Consider the following 20416-nt stretch of genomic DNA (forward strand, 5'->3'; position numbering starts at 1 on the left):
CGAACTTAAAGAGTAACCTATGGCTGCAACCAAGCCGGCATTCAACCCTCCGGGGAAAAAGGGTGACATAATTTTCGGCGTGCTGGTCAAACTGGCGGCGCTGATTGTGCTATTGATGCTGGGCGGCATCATCGTTTCCCTGATTATCTCTTCGTGGCCAAGCATGCAAAAGTTTGGCTTTGCCTTTTTGTGGACTAAAGAGTGGGATGCACCCAACGAAATCTTCGGGGCGCTGGTTCCGATCTACGGTACGCTGGTTACCTCATTTATTGCGCTGCTGATTGCCGTTCCCGTGAGCTTCGGTATTGCGCTATTCCTGACCGAGCTTTCTCCTGCCTGGCTTAAGCGCCCTCTCGGTATTGCGATTGAGCTGCTGGCGGCTATTCCGAGTATCGTGTACGGCATGTGGGGCCTGTTTATCTTTGCTCCGCTGTTCGCGACCTACTTCCAGGAGCCGGTTGGCAACATCATGTCGACTATTCCTTTCGTTGGCGCCCTGTTTGCGGGACCGGCGTTTGGTATCGGTATTCTGGCGGCCGGCGTTATCCTGGCCATTATGATCATCCCTTATATCGCCGCGGTTATGCGCGATGTCTTTGAGCAGACGCCGGTGATGATGAAAGAGTCGGCCTACGGCATCGGCTGTACCACCTGGGAGGTTATCTGGCGCATTGTGCTGCCATTTACCCGCAACGGGGTGATAGGCGGCGTGATGCTCGGTCTGGGGCGTGCGCTGGGGGAAACCATGGCGGTGACCTTTATTATCGGTAATACCTACCAGCTGGATAGCGCTTCGCTCTATATGCCGGGCAACAGTATCACCTCTGCGCTGGCGAATGAGTTTGCCGAAGCCGAGTCTGGCCTGCACGTCGCGGCGCTGATGGAGCTGGGGCTGATTCTGTTCGTTATTACCTTTATTGTTCTGGCCGCATCTAAGTTCATGGTGATGCGTCTGGCGAAGAATGAGGGAGCACGCTAATGGCGACGATTGAGCTACAAACCACCGCCGAGCTGGCGGAATCCCGCCGTAAAATGCAGGCTAAGCGGCGCCTGAAAAACCGCATCGCGCTGGGCCTCTCAATGGGGACGATGATATTCGGTCTGTTCTGGCTTATCTGGATCCTGATGGCCACCGTGACCCGCGGTATTGACGGTATGAGCCTGGCGCTGTTTACCGAAATGACCCCGCCGCCGAACACCGCTGGCGGCGGCCTGGCTAACGCCCTCGCGGGCAGCGGCCTGCTGATCCTGTGGTCAACGATCTTCGGTACGCCGCTGGGCATTTTAGCGGGGATTTATCTGGCGGAATATGGACGTAAATCCGCGCTGGCGGAAGTGATTCGTTTTATTAACGATATCCTGCTTTCCGCGCCTTCTATCGTGGTGGGCCTGTTCGTCTACACCATCGTGGTCGCACAGATGCAGCACTTTTCCGGCTGGGCGGGGGTTATTGCCCTGGCGCTGCTGCAGGTGCCTATCGTGATTCGTACCACCGAGAATATGCTGAAGCTGGTGCCGGACAGCCTGCGTGAAGCGGCCTACGCCCTGGGGACGCCGAAATGGCGCATGATTTCCGCAATTACCCTGAAAGCCTCGGTTTCCGGCATTATGACGGGGATCCTGCTGGCTATCGCGCGTATCGCCGGGGAAACGGCACCGCTGCTGTTTACCGCGCTCTCCAACCAGTTCTGGAGTACCGATATGATGCAGCCGATCGCCAACCTGCCGGTCACGATTTTCAAATTTGCCATGAGTCCGTTCGCGGAGTGGCAGCAACTGGCGTGGGCCGGGGTACTGATTATCACCCTGTGCGTACTGCTGCTGAACGTTCTGGCGCGCGTGGTTTTCGCGAAGAATAAACACGGTTAATTTTTGCGGCGCGGCGAAACGCGGCGCTGAATGAGGAAGAGATTGATGAGTATGGTGAATGCTACCCCGGGTAAACTTTCAGTTCGTAACCTGAACTTCTACTACGGAAAATTCCATGCCCTGAAAAACATCAACCTGGATATTTCCAAAAACCAGGTGACGGCGTTTATTGGCCCGTCAGGCTGCGGTAAGTCGACCCTGCTGCGTACGTTTAACAAAATGTTTGAGCTGTATCCGGAGCAGCGTGCGGAAGGCGAAATTTTGCTGGATGGCGATAATATTCTCACCAATACCCAGGATATCGCCCTGCTGCGCGCCAAGGTCGGGATGGTCTTCCAGAAGCCGACGCCGTTCCCGATGTCGATTTATGACAACATCGCCTTTGGCGTTCGCCTGTTTGAAAAACTGTCGCGCACCGATATGGACGAGCGCGTGCAGTGGGCGCTGACCAAGGCCGCGTTGTGGAACGAAACCAAAGATAAGCTGCATCAGAGCGGCTACTCTCTCTCCGGCGGCCAGCAGCAGCGTTTGTGCATTGCGCGCGGTATCGCGATCCGCCCGGAAGTGCTGTTGCTTGATGAACCCTGCTCCGCGCTGGACCCGATTTCCACCGGGCGCATTGAAGAGCTGATCACCGAGGCTGAAGCAGGATTACACCGTCGTTATCGTTACTCACAACATGCAGCAGGCTGCGCGTTGTTCTGACCATACGGCATTTATGTATCTTGGCGAGCTGATTGAATTCAGCAACACGGACGATCTGTTTACGAAGCCCGCTAAGAAGCAAACTGAAGATTACATTACCGGCCGCTACGGTTGATATGCTCCTCAGCTTTCAGGCTGTACCCGCGCTGGCTGCCTTTGCTCACCCCGGTTACGTAGCCGTATATCTACGCGCCCGGGGATTTGCGCTGTTGCCGCCTCGCTATGGCCAGAAATCTCTTGGGCATCTGGAGGAACGATGGATAACCTAAACCTTAATAAACATATTTCCGGCCAGTTCAACGCTGAACTGGAGTATATCCGCACCCAGGTAATGACGATGGGTGGGCTGGTGGAGCAGCAGCTTTCTGATGCGATCACCGCGATGCACAACCAGGACAGCGAGCTGGCAAAGCGAGTTATCGATGGTGATAAGCAGGTCAATATGATGGAAGTGGCCATTGATGAAGCCTGCGTGCGCATCATCGCCAAACGTCAGCCTACCGCCAGCGACCTGCGCTTAGTGATGGCGATTATCAAAACCATCGCCGAGCTGGAACGCATCGGCGATGTCGCGGATAAAATTTGCCGCACGGCGCTGGAGAAGTTTTCCCAGCAGCATCAGCCGCTGCTGGTGAGCCTGGAGTCTCTTGGCCGCCACACCGTGCAGATGCTGCATGATGTGCTGGACGCCTTTGCGCGCATGGATCTGGACGAAGCCGTACGTATCTATCGTGAAGATAAGAAAGTGGATCAGGAGTATGAAGGCATCGTGCGCCAGCTGATGACCTATATGATGGAAGATTCACGTACGATTCCGAGCGTGCTGACCGCCCTGTTCTGCGCCCGCTCTATTGAGCGCATCGGCGACCGCTGCCAGAACATCTGCGAATATATTTTCTATTTCGTCAAAGGCCAGGACTTCCGCCACGTTGGCGGCGACGAGCTGGACAAGCTGCTGGCGGGTAAAGATCCGCAAGAGTAAGCGGCCATTCCCCGGCCGCGCGACGCTGGCCGGGGTGGCAGTTTCTTGCCCAACCCTGGCCCGGCCGAGCGCAGCGATGCCGGAGCTTAGCGGGTAATTTCCCAGCCCCGCGCTTTCCACAGCGCCGGGAGCTGCGCTAAATCGGTAAACATCGTCACTTTCGGATGCACGATCGGCGGGTTATGCGGATCGGCGCAGAAGTAGAACACCTCCATTCCGGCATCAATCCCCGACCGGGCGCCGGCGCTGGAGTCATCAACCAGAATGCAGTTCTCGACGTTAACGTTCATCGCTTTCGCCGCGTGGAACATTAGCGCCGGATCGGGCTTCCAGCGTTGAATATCGTAGCCGCTGTACAGCCTGTCGGGGAAATGGTGCAGCATGCCGGTTCTGCCGAGCGAGTGCTGCATTTTGCTGACCGGGCCGTTCGAGACCACGCATTGGGGAACGGTCACCGCATCCAGCAGCGCTTCAGCGCCGGCAATAGCCTCCAGCTCTGAATCAAACAGGCGCGCCACCTCGTCGCGATAGACCGGCTCAAGCGTCGCCTTTTGCAGGCTAACGCCATACTCCTCATTGATGGTATCGATGATCTCGTAGAGCTTTACGCCTTTGAAGCGCTTAAAGATCTCTTCTAAATCCAGCGTAATGCCAAACTCTTTGAACATGTGCACATAGGCGCGGGAGCAGATCACTTCGCTGTCGACCAGCGTGCCGTCACAGTCGAAAAACAGGGCTTCTATTGGGGACATGCCGTTTCCATTTTAACAAGTTTAACGTTTTCGTAATGCAGATTTGCGCGACGCAATCGTTGCCGTATAAGCAAAAGCAATGAAAAAAAATTAACACACAACTGCACCCGGTGTCGCATTTTGGTATAGGATAGCGTCGAATTTTCCCTCCTTTGTTCGGAAACCGATAATGAGTCAACAACAAACCAGCCAGTCTTCTGGCCAGGGTCTGCTGGAGCGCGTGTTCAAGCTGCGCGAACATGGTACAACGGCACGCACCGAAGCGATCGCAGGTTTCACCACCTTCCTGACGATGGTCTACATTGTTTTCGTGAACCCACAAATTCTCGGCGTAGCGGGTATGGATACCAGCGCCGTATTTGTGACGACCTGTCTGATCGCGGCATTCGGCAGCATTATGATGGGGCTGTTTGCTAACCTGCCCGTCGCCCTGGCGCCGGCAATGGGCCTCAACGCCTTCTTTGCCTTTGTGGTAGTTCAGGCAATGGGCCTGCCGTGGCAGGTGGGAATGGGGGCGATTTTCTGGGGCGCCGTCGGCCTGCTGCTGCTGACGATTTTCCGCGTCCGCTACTGGATGATTGCCAATATTCCGGTGAGCCTGCGCGTGGGGATCACCAGCGGGATTGGCCTGTTCATCGGCATGATGGGGCTGAAAAATGCGGGGGTGATTGTTGCCAACAAGGATACGCTGGTCAGCATCGGTAACCTGACCTCCCACAGCGTGCTGCTGGGAGTCCTCGGCTTCTTTATCATCGCCATTCTGGCATCGCGTAACATCCACGCGGCGGTACTGGTTTCTATCGTGGTGACAACGCTGCTGGGCTGGATACTGGGTGATGTTCACTACACCGGTATTGTTTCTGCGCCGCCGAGCGTGATGACGGTTGTGGGTCATGTCGATTTAGCCGGTTCGTTTAATCTTGGTCTGGCCGGCGTTATCTTCTCCTTTATGCTGGTCAACCTGTTTGACTCCTCCGGTACCCTGATTGGGGTGACGGATAAAGCCGGTCTTGCCGATGAAAAGGGTAAATTCCCGCGCATGAAGCAGGCGCTGTTCGTGGACAGTATCTCATCCGTTGCGGGTTCCTTTATCGGTACTTCGTCGGTCACGGCCTATATCGAGTCCTCCTCCGGCGTCTCCGTCGGCGGACGTACCGGCCTGACGGCGGTGGTGGTCGGCATTCTGTTCCTGCTGGTGATTTTCCTGTCGCCGCTGGCGGGAATGGTGCCAGCCTACGCGGCGGCCGGGGCGCTAATCTACGTCGGCGTGCTGATGACTTCCAGCCTGGCGCGCGTGAAGTGGGACGATCTGACGGAAGCGGTGCCGGCGTTCATTACCGCGGTGATGATGCCGTTTAGCTTCTCCATCACCGAAGGTATCGCCCTCGGCTTTATCTCCTACTGCGTGATGAAGATTGGCACCGGTCGCCTGCGCGACCTCAGCCCGTGCGTGATTATCGTATCACTGCTGTTCGTGCTGAAAATTGTGTTTATCGACGCCCACTGATTTGCCCGCACGAAGCCCTCTCCCAACAGGGAGAGGGCTGTCGCTTAGGCTTTAACGCGCTGAATATAATCGCCAAAGGCGCTCAGCTGGCCGCTGAGATGATCGAGCGTGCTCTGATCGACCACTTCTCCCGACTGCGGGTCCACCTTGTTCTGAATAATCCCGCCCATAAACTCAGGCTTGTTCATCACCATCGCGTCGAGGAATACCAGAATCTGCCGCAGGTGATACTGGCAGCGCGCGCCGCCGATGGCGCCCATCGAGCTGGTTTGGATCAGTACCGGTTTCCCCGCGAGCGGCTGTTCAGGCAGGCGAGATAGCCAGTCAATCGCATTTTTCAGGCCGCCGGGAACCGAATAGTTATATTCCGGGGTCACGATGACCACGCCATCCGCTTCGCGAATCTGCCGCGCAATCTCCTGCACACTTTGCGGGAATCCCTCTTCCTGCTGGAGATCCGCATCGTATAGCGGAATGTCGCCAATCGACGGCAGCGCGGAGATCGCCATCCCCGCAGGGGCGATGCCCGGCAGAGTGCGTGCGACCATACCATTGAACGACTCTTTGCGCAGACTTCCGAGTAACGTAACAACTTTCAACGTATCAGACATGATTGTTCCTTTGCATCATGATGGCCGGGCGAACCGGTCAGTTGAGGGAGAATGCTTTTTCCACCGGCAGGCTGGTAAAGCGCATCAGGCGGGCCGAGGGCTCTTTCGCGCGCGCCTGGGCGTTCGGCAGGGTATGCCAGCCGTCGCTGCTCGCGTATTCCCAGACTTTAAGCTGGCCGATACCCGGAGTGGCGGCAATGGACCAGACCAGCACCGTTTCGGCGTCGCAGAGCGCCTCTATGGGTTGGAGGTTGGCGGTTCGCAGCCGACCTGAGCCAGGAAGCAGCTGCAGGCGTACGGGCGCTTCTCCGGTGAGCTTGAGGACGCTGCGGCGCAGCGCCACCAGCTGGGCGCGAGCTTCATCGGGATCGTGCTGGTTGTTAATCCATAGATTTTCGTTGCTGTTGAAAACATACCGATTGGCGTCGTGCAGCGGATGCACGCCGCGCGAAGCGTGCTGCAGCTCCATGTCCAGACCGCAGTCGCCTTCCGTTGTTAGCGTGACGCCAACGATATTTCCGGCATACGCAATGGAAAAGCGGGGAAGGTGGCTGTCGCGAAAGACGGGCCTGCCGTCGGCTTCTCGGATGATTTCGGGGAGCTCGCGAATGCCGTACAGCATAAACAGCAGCTCTGCGAGCAGCGACCGCGAGGCGCGGTAGCGGGTCTGCCGGTACTCCGGCAAACGTTGGGCGGTTTGATGACAGGCCGCCGACAGGCGTGTCGATAGCGGCTCCCTTGCGCTCAGTATCCCTCTTGCAAAATGCGTTGCCATTCGTCGCTCCGTGATTAATGGTCAGAGATAAAAATTGAGAACTACATTATCGCCTGGAATTAATAGGTTTTAATGCGGAAATCATCCCTTGAAAAGGGGATTATGTGAATTTTACAAATTCTTGCCTAACAAAGAGAGGGTGATACGGATAACAGTGCTACAGCGGGTCCGTATAGAGTCGTTTCAGGGCATCCCTGAGCCAGACGATTTTGGGGTTGTAGCTGTTGCGCTTATGCCACAGCAGGACGAAAGGCACCCTGACTTTTTCCAGCAGCTGGGGCTCCAGAGGAAGGGGGCGGGACACCAGCGGCAGCTGGTGCTGGCGGTTATAGTGGTGGCAGTAGCGCGGTGCCGTCGCCAGCATGTGGTGATCCGGCTGGGCGGCCATAAACAGAGATTGCTCAAAGCCCGGCAGGGTCAGAGCGACGCTGCGCTTGTGGCCCAAATCGTGCAGAACCTCATCCAGCGCCCAGGTATCAATTTGCTCCCAGTCTGATATTGATATGCGGGTAGCGTAAAAAGGTCTCCAGATTCCACTCTTCGCCGAGGGCCGGATGATCCGCGCGCAGCCACACCTGCGGCAGATCGGTAAACAGCACCTCGAAATCGATATACCACGGCAGCTGGCTCAGCTGCTCGCGCGAGCGCGGGTGCGTTTCCCGCCCGCAAAATCCAATATCGACCTCGCCGCGAATAATGGCATCCAGAGAATCATAGTCCCAGCCGCGCAGGCGGATCAGCGCCTGGGGATAGCGCTGGTAGATCTGCCGGGCAAGGGTATCAAACAGGATCATCATGAGCGGCATTTCCGCCGCCAGTTCGAACTTCAGGCCGCTGGGCGTGGCGTGATGCGGCTTATCGAGGATCTGGTTACCCATCTGCATCCAGTCCGCCAGATCCTGCTCCATGCTGGTCATCAGCGGAGTTGGCGTCAGGCCGAGAGGCGTTTTAACGAATAGCGGATCGTCGAACCAGGCGCGGAGCTTGGCCAGCGACTTGCTCACCGCCGACGGCGAAACGTTCATTCGTTTCGCCGTGCGGGTGACGCTGAGCTCCTGGGTTAAGAGCTGCAGGCAGAGTAATAAATTAAGATCGAGACTCGACAGGGGTTTCTTCATAAGTTTGCGCGGCCCGTGCGGGGGCAGCGGCCACAATCAGCACAATGCTGACTATGCTACAGCCAATGAGGATCCCGATCAGCATATTCATTGCGCTTAAGCCAACGATAGCGGCCAGCCAAATCCATAGCGAAGAGCCGCAGACCTGAGCGATACCCAGCGCGGAGCTGGCGACGCCGGCGCGCAGGGTAAACGGCCCCAGCGCCTGGCTCATTGCCACGCCGAAGCCGACGGAGAAGCCCGCGCAGATCAGCGCCAGCCCCAGCATCGTCACCGTTTGGCTGGTGGCGAGGCAGAGCAGCGTCCCGGCGATAAAGAACATCGCCTGCGAGGTTAGCATCAGGGTGCGCGGCTTAAACAGGGTGAGCGCAAAGGGCGTGGAGAACGAGACGGCCATGCTGATCAGCGCCATCAGGGCCATCGCCATTGAATATTTGCCGCGGTCGAAGCCCATCTCCTCCATCATCAGCACCGGCGAGACGTTGACGTAGGTCAGGATGGCGGTGACGCTGAGGGTGGTAATGACCACCCGGCTGAGGAAAAAGCGGTTCAGCAGCGACTCGACGCCGGCAGGTTGCTGAGCCGACTCGCCTGGCAGCGCGGTCGGCCGCGTCTCCCGCAGCACGAAGATCGAAAGCAGACCGACCATCACGCCCATGCCGGTCATGGTGTAAAACAGGCTTTGCCACGGGTACTTAAGCATAATCAGATGTCCCAGCACCGGCGCCAGCACCGGGATAATGCAGGTAATCCCGTTGAGGAGCGATAGCACCCTGGCGCGCCGCCGGTCATCGAGGGTGTCGCGCAGCACCGCAAAAGCCACCACGTAGCAGTCTGCCGGCGCCGATGCCCTGAATAAAGCGGCCGATCAGGAAAAGGGGGCTGGTATGCGCCAGCGAGCAAAGAAGGGAGGCGAGAATAAAGGTAAAGGCGCCAAATATGGCGACCGGCTTGCGTCCGGACCTGTCGGCAATGCGCCCGGCAAACAGCATCGCGGTGGCCATACCCGCCAGGTAGACCGAGAACGCGATATGCAGCTGCGCCTCGCTGGCCCCCAGATCCTGCGCAATTCTCGGTAGACCGACCAGGTACATATCAATGCCGGATGGATAGAGCAAAACCAGCGCAAAACCACAGATTAAAAAGCGTGCCATAGGACCCCTCGCGATAATAGTGCCGTACAGAGTAATGGGGAATGCCAGACAGTACGAGTTGCCATTTGGACAACAATGATTTCCTGAGAGGAAAAATGGGGGGCTTAAAAAGTAAAAGCCCGCATCAACGGCCGGTTAATGCGGGTTAGTGAACGTTCACGGACTACGCGAGGTACGGCTACTTGCCGATGCAGAAGCTGGAGAAAATGCGCCCCAGTAGATCGTCAGAGGTAAATTCACCGGTAATTTCGCTTAAGGCCTGCTGCGAGAGCCGCAGCTCTTCTGCCAGCAGCTCGCCGGCCCATGCGCCAAGCAGCTGGGCCTTACCCTGCTGCAGATGGTTGGCCGCCGTTTCCAGCGCCTGCAGGTGGCGGCGGCGGGCGAGGAAACCGCCCTCCATATTGGTCTCGAAGCCCATGCTCTGCTTAAGATGATTGCGCAGCGCCTCAACGCCCTCGCCGGTACGCGCCGAGAGGCGAATAAGCGAGTGACCATTTACTTCACTCAGACCCAGCGTTTCGCCGGTGACGTCGGCTTTATTGCGCACCACGGTAATCGGCAGTTTTGCCGGCAGGCGTTCGATAAAGTCCGGCCAGATCTCCGCGGGATTGACGGCGTCGGTGGTGGTGCCATCCACCATAAACAGCACCCGGTCGGCCTGGGCGATTTCCTGCCACGCGCGCTCGATACCGATGCGCTCAACCTCATCGTTGGCGTCGCGCAGACCGGCAGTATCGATGATGTGCAGCGGCATGCCGTCGATGTGGATATGCTCGCGCAGCACGTCGCGGGTGGTTCCGGCGATATCCGTCACAATCGCGGCTTCACGCCCGGCCAGCGCGTTCAGCAGGCTCGATTTCCCGGCGTTAGGGCGCCCGGCGATCACCACCTTCATTCCTTCACGCAGCAGGCTGCCCTGACGGGCCTCGGCGCGGACCGCGTCGAGATCGGCCATCACGTCGTTAAGCTGGGCCTCTATTTTGCCGTCGGAGAGAAAATCAATTTCCTCATCCGGGAAGTCGATAGCCGCTTCGACGTAGATTCGCAGGTGGGTCAGCGCTTCCACAAGGTGGTTTACGCGCGTGGAGAAGGCGCCCTGCAGCGAGTTCAGCGCCGAACGCGCCGCCTGCTCGGAGTCTGGCGTCAATCAGATCGGCAATCGCCTCGGCCTGAGCCAGGTCGAGCTTATCGTTGAGAAACGCGCGTTCGGAGAACTCTCCCGGGTGAGCAATGCGCAGGCCCGGAAGGGTCAGGATACGTTTGAGCAGCAGATCGAGAATAACCGGGCCGCCGTGGCCCTGCAGCTCGAGGACGTCTTCGCCGGTAAAGGAGTTTGGCCCCGGGAACCACAGGGCGATGCCCTGATCCAGCGCCGTTCCGTTAACGTCCTTGAACGGCAGGTAGTCGGCATAGCGCGGCTTTGGCAGCTTGCCGAGTACCGTCTCTGCGACCTCGCGCGCCTTCAGGCCGGAGATGCGCAGAATGCCCACACCACCGCGTCCCGGTGGGGTTGCCTGGGCGACGATAGTGTCGTTATGGCTCATGATGACTCTCTATGTAAATGTAAAAAAGGCGGTCTATTGACCGCCTTCTCTGGCATTAACTTTACCGTATATTCTCGAAATAGTTCAAGTTGCAGGAAGGCGGCAAGTTAGAGATGCCCCAGGAGCTTACTGAAGTAAGTGACTGGGGCGAACTAACGAAGCCAACGCATCTGCGGCTTGAAGAATGAAGAGAATCAGGTTTTTTTCTTCTCGCGGCTATGCAGGCCACGCTTCTCCAGACCACGATAAATCAGCTGCTGCTGAATAATGGTGACCAGGTTGCTGACGATATAATAAACCACCAGGCCCGACGGGAACCACAGGAAGAACACCGTAAAGATGACCGGCATAAAGGTCATGATCTTCTGCTGCATCGGGTCGGTCACGGTGGTTGGCGACATCTTCTGAATGAAGAACATCGTTGCGCCCATGATGATCGGCAGGATGTAGTACGGGTCTTGTGCAGACAGGTCGTGGATCCACAGGATAAACGGCGCATGACGCAGCTCAACCGAGGCGCTCAGCATGTAGTACAGCGCAAGGAAGATTGGCATCTGGATAATCAGCGGGAAGCAGCCGCCCAGCGGGTTAACCTTCTCCGCTTTATACAGGGCCATCATTTCCTGGCTTTGACGCTGTTTATCATCGCCCAGACGCTCACGCATCGCCTGAATCTTCGGCTGCAGCATACGCATCTTCGCCATGGAGGTGTACTGCGCTTTGGTCAGCGGGTACATGATGCCACGAACGATAAAGGTAATAACGATGATCGAGAAGCCCCAGTTGCCGAGGAAGCTATGGATCCATTTCAGCAGCTTGAACAGCGGCTGAGAGATAAACCACAGCCAGCCGTAGTCAACGGTCAGATCGAGGTGCGGCGCAACGGCAGCCATTTTGTCCTGAATTGCCGGGCCGACCCACAGCACGCTTTCCAGCTTATCGGTTTGACCCGGCTGCACCAGAACCGGCTGAGATTTGTAGCCGATAGCGACAAGACCGTTGCCGAGGTTCGCGGTGTAGAAGCTGTTGGTGCCGCTATTCTGCGGAACCCATGCGGTAGTGAAGTACTGCTGCAGCATGGCAACCCAACCGTCTTTAGTGCTGACGTTCAGGTTTTCGTTATCGACGATGGTATCGAATTTGTATTTTTCGTACTTGGCATCTGCAGTTGAATACGCGGCACCGCGGAAGGTGTGCATCGTAGACAGGCCACCGGTCTGGGTATCGCGAGCGGATGGCAGGTTAGCAGACTGTTTCAGCTGACCGAAGGTGGAGATCTCCAACGGTTTTGCGCCGACGTTCTGTACGCTATAGCCTACGTTCACCGCATACTCACCGCGTTTCAGGGTGAACGTTTTGGTGAATACGTTGCCGGCCTGGTCGGTGTACGTCAGCGGAATGACGATTTCGTTCTGGCCATCGGCCAGCACAAACGCATCTTTATCGACGTTATACAGCGGACGAGAGCCATTCGCCGGGTTATCCGGGCCATCACGACCGGTTAAACCGCTCTGCGCCTGATAGATAAACTGCGGGGTGGTCTCCAGTAGCTGGAACGGTTCGGTAGACTTCAGCGCTTTCGGGTAAGCCGGAAGCAGCGCCTGCTCAACATCACCACCGCGGGTGTTGATGGTCAGATCGAGCACGTCTGTTTTAACCGTAATCAGTTTCCCCTGGCCACTGGCCGGTACGCCCTGGTCGGCGGCGCTACCCGCTGCTGTGGTCGTTGTCTGCGTGGTCTGCTGCTGCTGGGGTTGCGGATTGTTATCCTGCTCCCAGGCTTGCCAGATCATGAAAGACACGAACAACAAAGCGATGATAAGAAGATTGCGTTGCGAATCCATCGTTAGTGTTCTCTGGTATCAAATGGTCCAGGCGGGACGGGATCGTCACCACCAGGGTGTAAAGGGTGGCATTTTAATACGCGTTTCACTGTCAACCAACTGCCTTTTACCACACCAAACCTGCGCAATGCCTCAATTCCGTAGCTTGAGCAGGTTGGAGTGAAACGACAATGCGGCCCGAGTAGCGGACTAATCAGGCGCTGATAGACCCGAATAAGGCCTATCAGGACCCGGGAGCCAGGCGACAATGGCGGCGCCATAATTTTTCCAACGCTTCCGAGAGAGCACGGTTATCGAGTTCGGCAACCCCTTTCTTTGCCACCACCACGAAATCCATTGGCGGGAGTTCATGCTGACGCAAACGGAAGCTTTCACGCGTCAGACGTTTAATCCGATTGCGTTCATGCGCGCGTTTGACGTTTTTCTTGGCGACAGTAAGACCGATGCGGGGATGCCCCAGCGAATTCAGGCGGCCGAGGATGGTGATTTGCGGCGTGCCAGCCCGTTGTGGCTGCTGGAAGACGAAAGTGAAATGACTGGGAGTTAACAAACGTAACTCCCTGGGAAATGCTAGCTTAACCACGCAGGGTTAGCTTTATTACTTGGAAACGGTCAGACGAGCACGGCTTTTAGCACGACGACGTGCCAGAACCTGACGACCATTTTTAGTAGCCATACGTGCACGGAAGCCGTGAGAACGGTTGCGCTTCAGTACAGACGGTTGAAAAGTGCGTTTCATGGCGGTTTCTACCTAAACTTGAATAATTTCACTGACTTTTGCGTATACCCGAACGGACTTCGAACGACTAACGCCTCAGCGATGGTGATTAAAGAGGCCGGATTGTAATAATTGTACACTCCGGAGTCAATTCTCTTTCCTTATTTCTCACACCTTGTCGCATAAAAAATGAGCTGAGACAGGCTGCTGAAAACGGGCATTACGCACCGGGTGGAGGATTATACGGCCTGACGGGTAAAGCGCAAGGATCGCCGGGGATCTTTGTTAGATCGTTTAGGCCAAAAACCGGCATAGCTCATTAATTTTTCCAATATGTGGGCGAAATCGTGCCCCTCCTCTCGCAGGATCGATTACACTTACCCGGCTTCGATCCTTCCTGTGGATAAATCGGGAAGAATCTGTTGAGAAACACAAGATATCTTTTGCAGTTTAGGCTATGATCCCCGGTCCCGATCGCGATCCCCGGATCCGCATCGGACCAAAACCGCAGATAGCGGTTCGCACGTCACCCCTTTTGTGCAGGGGCTTTTCGGCTTATGCAGGGTCTGGTCGACGTGCGCCAACAATCACGATTGTTTCTTTTTTTCTTGATATCGATTTTACGTTCGAGTGGAGTCCGCCGTGTCACTTTCGCTTTGGCAGCAGTGTCTTGCCCGATTGCAGGATGAGTTACCAGCCACAGAATTTAGTATGTGGATACGCCCGTTGCAGGCGGAACTGAGCGATAACACGCTGGCACTGTATGCGCCAAACCGTTTTGTGCTCGATTGGGTAAGGGATAAATACCTCAATAATATCAATGGACTCCTCAATGATTTTTGCGGTGCTGATGCTCCACAGCTGCGGTTTGAAGTCGGCAGCAAACCGGCGGCACAGCCGCAGCGCAGCGCGGTAAATAACGTCGCGGCAGCCGTACCGGCCGCGCAGGTGCAGATGGCGCGCGCTGCGCCGACCCTCGTGCGCCCGGGCTGGGATAACGTCCCGGCGCCGGCGGAACCCACCTACCGCTCTAACGTCAACGTCAAGCATACCTTTGATAACTTTGTCGAAGGTAAGTCTAACCAGCTGGCCCGCGCGGCGGCACGTCAGGTTGCGGATAACCCGGGCGGCGCCTACAACCCGCTATTCCTTTATGGCGGCACCGGTTTGGGTAAAACCCACCTTCTGCACGCGGTCGGTAACGGCATCGTTGCGCGCAAACCGAACGCCAAAGTGGTCTATATGCACTCCGAGCGCTTTGTTCAGGACATGGTTAAGGCCTTGCAGAACAACGCGATCGAAGAATTTAAGCGCTACTACCGCTCCGTCGACGCCCTTTTGATCGATGATATTCAGTTCTTTGCCAATAAAGAGCGCTCGCAGGAAGAGTTTTTCCACACCTTCAACGCCCTGCTGGAAGGTAATCAGCAGATCATTCTCACCTCGGATCGCTATCCGAAAGAGATCAACGGCGTTGAGGATCGTCTGAAATCACGCTTCGGCTGGGGGCTGACGGTGGCGATCGAGCCGCCGGAGCTGGAAACCCGCGTGGCGATCCTGATGAAAAAAGCGGACGAAAACGACATTCGTCTGCCGGGTGAAGTGGCCTTCTTTATTGCCAAGCGCCTGCGTTCCAACGTACGTGAGCTGGAAGGGGCGCTGAACCGCGTTATCGCTAACGCCAACTTTACCGGCCGGGCGATTACCATCGATTTCGTGCGCGAAGCGCTGCGCGATCTGCTGGCGCTTCAGGAAAAGCTGGTCACCATCGACAATATTCAGAAGACGGTGGCGGAGTATTATAAAATTAAGGTGGCGGATCTGCTCTCCAAGCGCCGCTCCCGCTCGGTGGCGCGTCCTCGTCAGATGGCGATGGCGCTGGCCAAAGAGCTGACCAACCACAGTTTGCCGGAAATTGGCGACGCGTTTGGCGGCCGCGACCATACCACCGTGCTGCACGCCTGCCGTAAGATTGAGCAGCTGCGTGAAGAAAGCCACGATATCAAAGAAGATTTTTCCAATTTAATCAGAACATTATCCTCGTGACGCTATGAAATTTACCGTAGAACGTGAACATTTATTAAAACCTTTGCAACAGGTAAGCGGCCCGTTAGGTGGTCGTCCGACGCTGCCTATTCTCGGTAACCTGCTGCTTCAGGTCTCGGAAGGCGCGCTGTCGCTCACCGGCACGGACCTGGAGATGGAAATGGTGGCGCGCGTTGCGCTGATGCAACCGCATGAAACGGGCGCAACGACGGTTCCGGCGCGTAAATTCTTTGATATCTGCCGCGGCCTGCCTGAAGGGGCGGAGATCGCGGTTCAGCTGGAAGGCGATCGGATGCTGGTGCGCTCCGGGCGCAGCCGTTTCTCGCTGTCGACGCTGCCTGCCGCCGATTTCCCGAATCTCGACGACTGGCAGAGCGAAGTTGAATTCACGCTGCCGCAGGCGACGATGAAGCGCCTGATTGAAGCCACCCAGTTTTCAATGGCCCATCAGGACGTCCGCTATTACTTAAACGGGATGCTGTTTGAAACCGAAGGCGACGAACTGCGCACCGTCGCTACCGACGGGCACCGTCTGGCGGTCTGCTCTATGCCGCTGGGTGAATCGCTGCCTGACCATTCGGTGATCGTGCCGCGTAAAGGGGTGATTGAGCTGATGCGCATGCTCGACGGCGGCGATACGCCGCTGCGCGTGCAGATTGGCAGCAACAACATCCGCGCCCACGTCGGCGACTTCATCTTTACCTCGAAGCTGGTGGACGGTCGTTTCCCTGACTACCGCCGCGTGCTGCCGAAGAATCCGGATAAGCATCTGGACGCCGGCTGCGATATCCTCAAGCAGGCGTTTGCCCGGGCGGCGATTTTGTCGAACGAGAAGTTCCGCGGCGTGCGCCTGTACGTCAGCGAAAATCAGCTGAAAATCACCGCCAATAACCCGGAGCAGGAAGAGGCGGAAGAGATCCTCGACGTTTCCTACTCCGGCAGCGAAATGGAAATCGGCTTTAACGTCAGCTACGTGCTGGACGTGCTGAATGCGCTGAAGTGCGAAAACGTGCGTATTTTGCTGACCGATTCGGTTTCGAGCGTGCAGATTGAGGATGCGGCGTCGCAATCGGCAGCCTACGTTGTCATGCCCATGAGGTTGTAGAAAATATCGGGCTATCTTACTTGTTATTCTGGCTCCGGGCAGTGCTCGCAATCCTCACGTACTTTAGTACGCTCCGGTTGCTGCGCGCTGGCCGTAACCAGACTAACTGCGACGATAACGCCCTGGCTATGAGTTGATATGTCGCTAACCCGATTACTCATCAAAGACTTCCGCAATATCGAAAATGCGGATCTTGCCCTATCCCCCGGCTTTAACTTTCTGGTTGGCGCCAACGGCAGCGGCAAAACCAGCGTGCTGGAAGCCATTTATACGCTCGGTCACGGCCGGGCGTTTCGCAGCCTGCAAATTGGCCGCGTCATCCGCCATGAGCAGGAGTCGTTCGTGCTACACGGGCGCCTGCAGGATGGCGAACGTGAGGTCGCTATCGGTCTGACCAAAGACAAGCTGGGCGACAGCAAGGTCCGCATTGACGGCACCGATGGCCATAAAGTGGCCGAGCTGGCGCATTTAATGCCGATGCAGCTGATTACGCCGGAAGGGTTTACTTTACTCAACGGCGGTCCCAAATACCGAAGAGCCTTCCTTGACTGGGGATGCTTTCACAATGAAACCGGGTTTTTTACCGCCTGGAGCAACCTCAAGCGCCTGCTGAAGCAGCGCAACGCCGCGCTGCGTCAGGTTGGCCGCTATGCGCAAATTCGGCCCTGGGATCTGGAGCTGATCCCGCTGGCGGAGCAGATTAGCCGCTGGCGCGCCGATTACAGCGCCGCTATCGTCGAAGACATGGCGGATACCTGTAAGCAGTTTTTACCTGAATTCTCTCTGACCTTTTCCTTCCAGCGCGGCTGGGAAAAAGAAACAGATTACGCCGAGGTGCTGGAGAGAAACTTCGAGCGTGACCGCATGCTGACCTACACCGCCCACGGCCCGCACAAAGCGGATTTCCGCATACGTGCCGATGGTGCGCCGGTCGAAGATACTTTGTCACGTGGGCAGCTCAAACTCCTGATGTGCGCGCTACGGCTGGCACAGGGCGAGTTTTTAACCCGCGAAAGCGGGAGACGCTGTCTGTATCTGATAGATGATTTTGCCTCGGAACTTGATGACGCGCGGCGCGGGCTGCTTGCCAGCCGCTTAAAAGCCACGCAGTCGCAGGTTTTCGTCAGCGCAATAAGCGCTGAGCACGTAATGGACATGTCGGACAAAAATTCGAAGATGTTCACCGTGGAAAAGGGTAAAATAACGGATTAACCCAAGATTAAATGAGCGAGAAACGTTGATGTCGAATTCTTATGACTCCTCCAGTATCAAAGTCCTGAAAGGGCTGGATGCGGTGCGTAAGCGCCCGGGTATGTATATCGGCGACACGGATGACGGCACCGGTCTGCACCACATGGTATTCGAGGTTGTGGATAACGCTATCGACGAAGCGCTCGCAGGGTACTGTAAAGACATCGTTGTCACCATCCATAGCGATAACTCCGTCTCCGTACAGGATGATGGCCGCGGCATTCCGACCGGTATTCACCCGGAAGAGGGCGTATCGGCGGCAGAAGTCATCATGACCGTACTGCACGCAGGCGGCAAGTTTGATGATAACTCCTATAAAGTTTCCGGCGGCCTGCACGGCGTAGGCGTTTCCGTGGTTAACGCCCTGTCGCAGAAGCTGGAGCTGGTGATTCAGCGCGATAATAAAGTTCACCGTCAGCTGTACGCCCACGGCGTGCCGCAGGCGCCGCTGGCCGTAACCGGCGATACCGAAAAAACCGGCACCATGGTACGTTTCTGGCCGAGCTATGAAACCTTCACCAACGTGATCGAGTTCGAATATGAGATTCTGGCAAAACGCCTGCGCGAGCTGTCGTTCCTGAACTCCGGCGTCTCCATCCGCCTGCGCGACAAGCGCGATGGCAAAGAAGACCACTTCCACTACGAAGGCGGCATCAAGGCGTTCGTTGAGTATCTCAACAAGAACAAAACGCCAATTCACCCGAATATCTTCTATTTCTCGACCGAAAAAGACGGTATCGGCGTCGAAGTTGCGCTGCAGTGGAACGACGGCTTCCAGGAAAATATCTACTGCTTTACCAACAACATTCCGCAGCGCGACGGCGGTACGCACCTTGCGGGCTTCCGCGCGGCGATGACCCGTACCCTGAACGCCTACATGGATAAAGAAGGCTACAGCAAAAAGGCTAAAGTCAGCGCCACCGGCGACGACGCCCGCGAAGGCCTGATTGCCGTCGTTTCCGTGAAAGTTCCGGATCCTAAGTTCTCCTCGCAGACCAAAGACAAGCTGGTCTCCTCCGAGGTGAAATCGGCGGTAGAGCAGCAGATGAACGAGCTGCTGAACGAATACCTGCTGGAAAACCCGTCAGACGCCAAAATCGTGGTGGGTAAAATTATCGACGCCGCGCGCGCGCGCGAAGCGGCACGTCGTGCCCGTGAGATGACCCGTCGTAAAGGCGCGCTGGACCTGGCTGGCCTGCCGGGCAAGCTGGCTGACTGTCAGGAACGCGATCCGGCGCTCTCCGAACTGTACCTCGTGGAAGGGGACTCCGCGGGCGGTTCTGCCAAGCAGGGCCGTAACCGTAAAAACCAGGCCATCCTGCCGCTGAAGGGTAAAATCCTCAACGTCGAGAAAGCCCGTTTTGACAAGATGCTCTCTTCTCAGGAAGTCGCGACCTTGATTACCGCCCTGGGCTGCGGTATCGGCCGCGATGAGTACAACCCGGATAAGCTGCGTTATCACAGCATCATCATCATGACCGATGCGGACGTCGATGGTTCGCATATTCGTACCCTGCTGCTGACCTTCTTCTACCGTCAGATGCCGGAAATCGTCGAGCGCGGTCACGTCTATATTGCGCAGCCGCCGCTGTACAAAGTGAAGAAAGGCAAGCAGGAACAGTACATTAAAGACGATGAAGCGATGGATCAGTACCAGATCTCCATCGCCCTCGATGGCGCCACCCTGCACACTAACGCCAGCGCCCCGGCCCTGGCCGGCGAAGCGTTAGAGAAGCTGGTTGCCGAGTTCAACGCCACGCAGAAAATGATTGGCCGCATGGAGCGTCGCTTCCCGAAAACGATGCTGAAAGAGCTTATCTACCAGCCAACGCTGAGCGAAGCCGACCTTTCTGACGAGCAGGCCGTTACGCGCTGGGTGAATGCGCTGGTAACCGATCTGAATGAGAAAGAGCAGCACGGCAGCCAGTGGAGGTTTGATATTCACGCAAACAGCGAACAGCAGACTGTTTGAGCCGATTGTTCGCGTCCGTACCCACGGCGTAGACACCGATTATCCGCTGGATCATGAGTTTGTGACCGGCGGCGAGTATCGTCGTATTTGCACCCTGGGCGAGAAGCTGCGCGGCCTAGTCGAAGACGACGCGTTTATCGAACGCGGCGAACGCCGTCAGCCGGTTGCCAGCTTCGAGCAGGCGCTGGAGTGGCTGGTGAAAGAGTCCCGTCGCGGCCTGGCTATCCAGCGCTATAAAGGTCTGGGCGAGATGAACCCTGACCAGCTGTGGGAAACCACCATGGATCCGGATAGCCGCCGCATGCTGCGCGTCACCGTTAAGGATGCTATTGCCGCCGACCAGCTGTTTACCACCCTGATGGGCGACGCCGTTGAACCGCGCCGCGCCTTTATCGAAGAAAACGCCCTGAAAGCGGCGAATATCGATATCTAAGCCGCAGATTACCCGGTCTGGCGCTTCGCT

At 56.8% G+C, this 20416-nt stretch carries 15 protein-coding genes and 5 pseudogenes; 9 read left to right on the top strand and 11 right to left on the bottom strand.

The features are described from left to right. Positions 1 to 19: 19 nt before the first annotated feature. From pstC to phoU, 4 genes and pseudogenes are all read left to right on the top strand, one after another. A complete protein-coding gene (gene pstC / locus ABOC21_RS25265) occupies positions 20 to 979 on the top strand; it encodes a phosphate ABC transporter permease PstC (protein ID WP_426813687.1) in 960 nt (319 codons plus the stop codon). Next, complete coding sequence (pstA, locus tag ABOC21_RS25270) at positions 979 to 1869, top strand: phosphate ABC transporter permease PstA (RefSeq protein WP_426813688.1); 891 nt, start codon at positions 979 to 981, stop codon at positions 1867 to 1869. Before pstC ends, pstA begins: the two co-directional genes overlap by 1 nt. 45 nt (positions 1870 to 1914) lie before the next feature. Then, positions 1915 to 2689 (top strand): annotated as a pseudogene (gene pstB, locus ABOC21_RS25275) (phosphate ABC transporter ATP-binding protein PstB). A gap of 141 nt (positions 2690 to 2830) precedes the next feature. After that, on the top strand, positions 2831 to 3556 hold the full coding sequence (phoU, locus tag ABOC21_RS25280; RefSeq protein WP_426813689.1) for a phosphate signaling complex protein PhoU: 726 nt from the start codon (positions 2831 to 2833) through the stop codon (positions 3554 to 3556). An 86-nt stretch (positions 3557 to 3642) separates the two neighbouring features. Here the strand turns inward: phoU and yieH are convergent, their stop codons facing one another. After that, a complete protein-coding gene (yieH, locus tag ABOC21_RS25285; protein ID WP_426813690.1) occupies positions 3643 to 4308 on the bottom strand; it encodes a 6-phosphogluconate phosphatase in 666 nt (221 codons plus the stop codon). Between the two features lie 169 nt (positions 4309 to 4477). Here yieH and adeP point away from each other — a divergent pair, with 169 nt between their 5' ends. Next, positions 4478 to 5815 (top strand): adenine permease AdeP, encoded by a 1338-nt coding sequence (adeP, locus tag ABOC21_RS25290; protein ID WP_426813691.1) that lies wholly within the window; start codon positions 4478 to 4480, stop codon positions 5813 to 5815. A gap of 44 nt (positions 5816 to 5859) precedes the next feature. Here adeP and ABOC21_RS25295 read toward each other — a convergent pair whose 3' ends face one another. From ABOC21_RS25295 to ABOC21_RS25340, 10 genes and pseudogenes are all read right to left on the bottom strand, one after another. After that, entirely contained in the window at positions 5860 to 6426 is a 567-nt protein-coding gene (locus ABOC21_RS25295) for an NADPH-dependent FMN reductase (protein WP_426813692.1), read from the bottom strand. Between the two features lie 37 nt (positions 6427 to 6463). Continuing rightward, a complete protein-coding gene (locus ABOC21_RS25300) occupies positions 6464 to 7048 on the bottom strand; it encodes a 4'-phosphopantetheinyl transferase family protein (protein ID WP_426815574.1) in 585 nt (194 codons plus the stop codon). A 310-nt stretch (positions 7049 to 7358) separates the two neighbouring features. Then, a pseudogene (gene yidZ, locus ABOC21_RS25305) lies at positions 7359 to 8319 on the bottom strand (HTH-type transcriptional regulator YidZ). Beyond that, positions 8288 to 9473: pseudogene (locus ABOC21_RS25310) on the bottom strand (MFS transporter). The pseudogenes yidZ and ABOC21_RS25310 overlap by 32 nt, the downstream one beginning before the upstream one ends. A 178-nt stretch (positions 9474 to 9651) precedes the next feature. Continuing rightward, positions 9652 to 11017, bottom strand: a pseudogene (gene mnmE, locus ABOC21_RS25315) (tRNA uridine-5-carboxymethylaminomethyl(34) synthesis GTPase MnmE). A 194-nt stretch (positions 11018 to 11211) separates the two neighbouring features. Beyond that, entirely contained in the window at positions 11212 to 12861 is a 1650-nt protein-coding gene (gene yidC / locus ABOC21_RS25320) for a membrane protein insertase YidC (RefSeq protein WP_426813693.1), read from the bottom strand. Positions 12862 to 12863: 2 nt separating this feature from the next. Continuing rightward, positions 12864 to 13121, bottom strand: coding sequence for a membrane protein insertion efficiency factor YidD (yidD, locus tag ABOC21_RS25325; RefSeq protein WP_071844869.1), 258 nt, complete (start codon positions 13119 to 13121; stop codon positions 12864 to 12866). Further along, positions 13085 to 13444 carry a ribonuclease P protein component gene (rnpA, locus tag ABOC21_RS25330; RefSeq protein WP_071844868.1) on the bottom strand — a complete coding sequence of 120 codons (360 nt, stop codon included), beginning with the start codon at positions 13442 to 13444 and terminating at the stop codon, positions 13085 to 13087. The genes yidD and rnpA overlap by 37 nt, the downstream gene beginning before the upstream one ends. Positions 13445 to 13459: 15 nt before the next feature. Then, positions 13460 to 13600 carry a 50S ribosomal protein L34 gene (rpmH, locus tag ABOC21_RS25335; protein ID WP_004871828.1) on the bottom strand — a complete coding sequence of 47 codons (141 nt, stop codon included), beginning with the start codon at positions 13598 to 13600 and terminating at the stop codon, positions 13460 to 13462. A gap of 218 nt (positions 13601 to 13818) precedes the next feature. Then, positions 13819 to 13899 (bottom strand): hypothetical protein, encoded by an 81-nt coding sequence (locus ABOC21_RS25340; protein WP_426815575.1) that lies wholly within the window; start codon positions 13897 to 13899, stop codon positions 13819 to 13821. Between the two features lie 322 nt (positions 13900 to 14221). Here ABOC21_RS25340 and dnaA point away from each other — a divergent pair, with 322 nt between their 5' ends. The 4 genes and pseudogenes from dnaA to gyrB all read left to right on the top strand — a co-directional run bounded on the left by dnaA (position 14222) and on the right by gyrB (position 20386). Next, positions 14222 to 15625: a chromosomal replication initiator protein DnaA gene (dnaA, locus tag ABOC21_RS25345; protein ID WP_426813694.1), complete on the top strand. Its 1404-nt coding sequence runs from the start codon at positions 14222 to 14224 to the stop codon at positions 15623 to 15625. Positions 15626 to 15629: 4 nt separating this feature from the next. Further along, positions 15630 to 16730: a DNA polymerase III subunit beta gene (gene dnaN, locus ABOC21_RS25350; RefSeq protein WP_095102386.1), complete on the top strand. Its 1101-nt coding sequence runs from the start codon at positions 15630 to 15632 to the stop codon at positions 16728 to 16730. Between the two features lie 138 nt (positions 16731 to 16868). Next, entirely contained in the window at positions 16869 to 17942 is a 1074-nt protein-coding gene (gene recF, locus ABOC21_RS25355) for a DNA replication/repair protein RecF (protein ID WP_426813695.1), read from the top strand. A 28-nt stretch (positions 17943 to 17970) separates the two neighbouring features. Then, positions 17971 to 20386, top strand: a pseudogene (gene gyrB / locus ABOC21_RS25360) (DNA topoisomerase (ATP-hydrolyzing) subunit B). The last annotated feature ends 30 nt before the right edge of the window (positions 20387 to 20416 follow it).

Source organism: Klebsiella sp. WOUb02 (genome assembly GCF_050058015.1).
In the GTDB taxonomy this organism is placed as follows: Bacteria; Pseudomonadota; Gammaproteobacteria; order Enterobacterales; family Enterobacteriaceae; genus Klebsiella.

Coding starts and splice junctions, on each gene's coding strand:
- pstC (WP_426813687.1), top strand. CDS start 20: ATGGCTGCAACCAAGCCGGCATTCAACCCTCCGGGGAAAAAGGGTGAC.
- pstA (WP_426813688.1), top strand. CDS start 979: ATGGCGACGATTGAGCTACAAACCACCGCCGAGCTGGCGGAATCCCGC.
- phoU (WP_426813689.1), top strand. CDS start 2,831: ATGGATAACCTAAACCTTAATAAACATATTTCCGGCCAGTTCAACGCT.
- yieH (WP_426813690.1), bottom strand. CDS start 4,308: ATGTCCCCAATAGAAGCCCTGTTTTTCGACTGTGACGGCACGCTGGTC.
- adeP (WP_426813691.1), top strand. CDS start 4,478: ATGAGTCAACAACAAACCAGCCAGTCTTCTGGCCAGGGTCTGCTGGAG.
- ABOC21_RS25295 (WP_426813692.1), bottom strand. CDS start 6,426: ATGTCTGATACGTTGAAAGTTGTTACGTTACTCGGAAGTCTGCGCAAA.
- ABOC21_RS25300 (WP_426815574.1), bottom strand. CDS start 7,048: ATGCTGTACGGCATTCGCGAGCTCCCCGAAATCATCCGAGAAGCCGAC.
- yidC (WP_426813693.1), bottom strand. CDS start 12,861: ATGGATTCGCAACGCAATCTTCTTATCATCGCTTTGTTGTTCGTGTCT.
- yidD (WP_071844869.1), bottom strand. CDS start 13,121: ATGGCGCCGCCATTGTCGCCTGGCTCCCGGGTCCTGATAGGCCTTATT.
- rpmH (WP_004871828.1), bottom strand. CDS start 13,600: ATGAAACGCACTTTTCAACCGTCTGTACTGAAGCGCAACCGTTCTCAC.
- ABOC21_RS25340 (WP_426815575.1), bottom strand. CDS start 13,899: ATGAGCTATGCCGGTTTTTGGCCTAAACGATCTAACAAAGATCCCCGG.
- dnaN (WP_095102386.1), top strand. CDS start 15,630: ATGAAATTTACCGTAGAACGTGAACATTTATTAAAACCTTTGCAACAG.
- recF (WP_426813695.1), top strand. CDS start 16,869: ATGTCGCTAACCCGATTACTCATCAAAGACTTCCGCAATATCGAAAAT.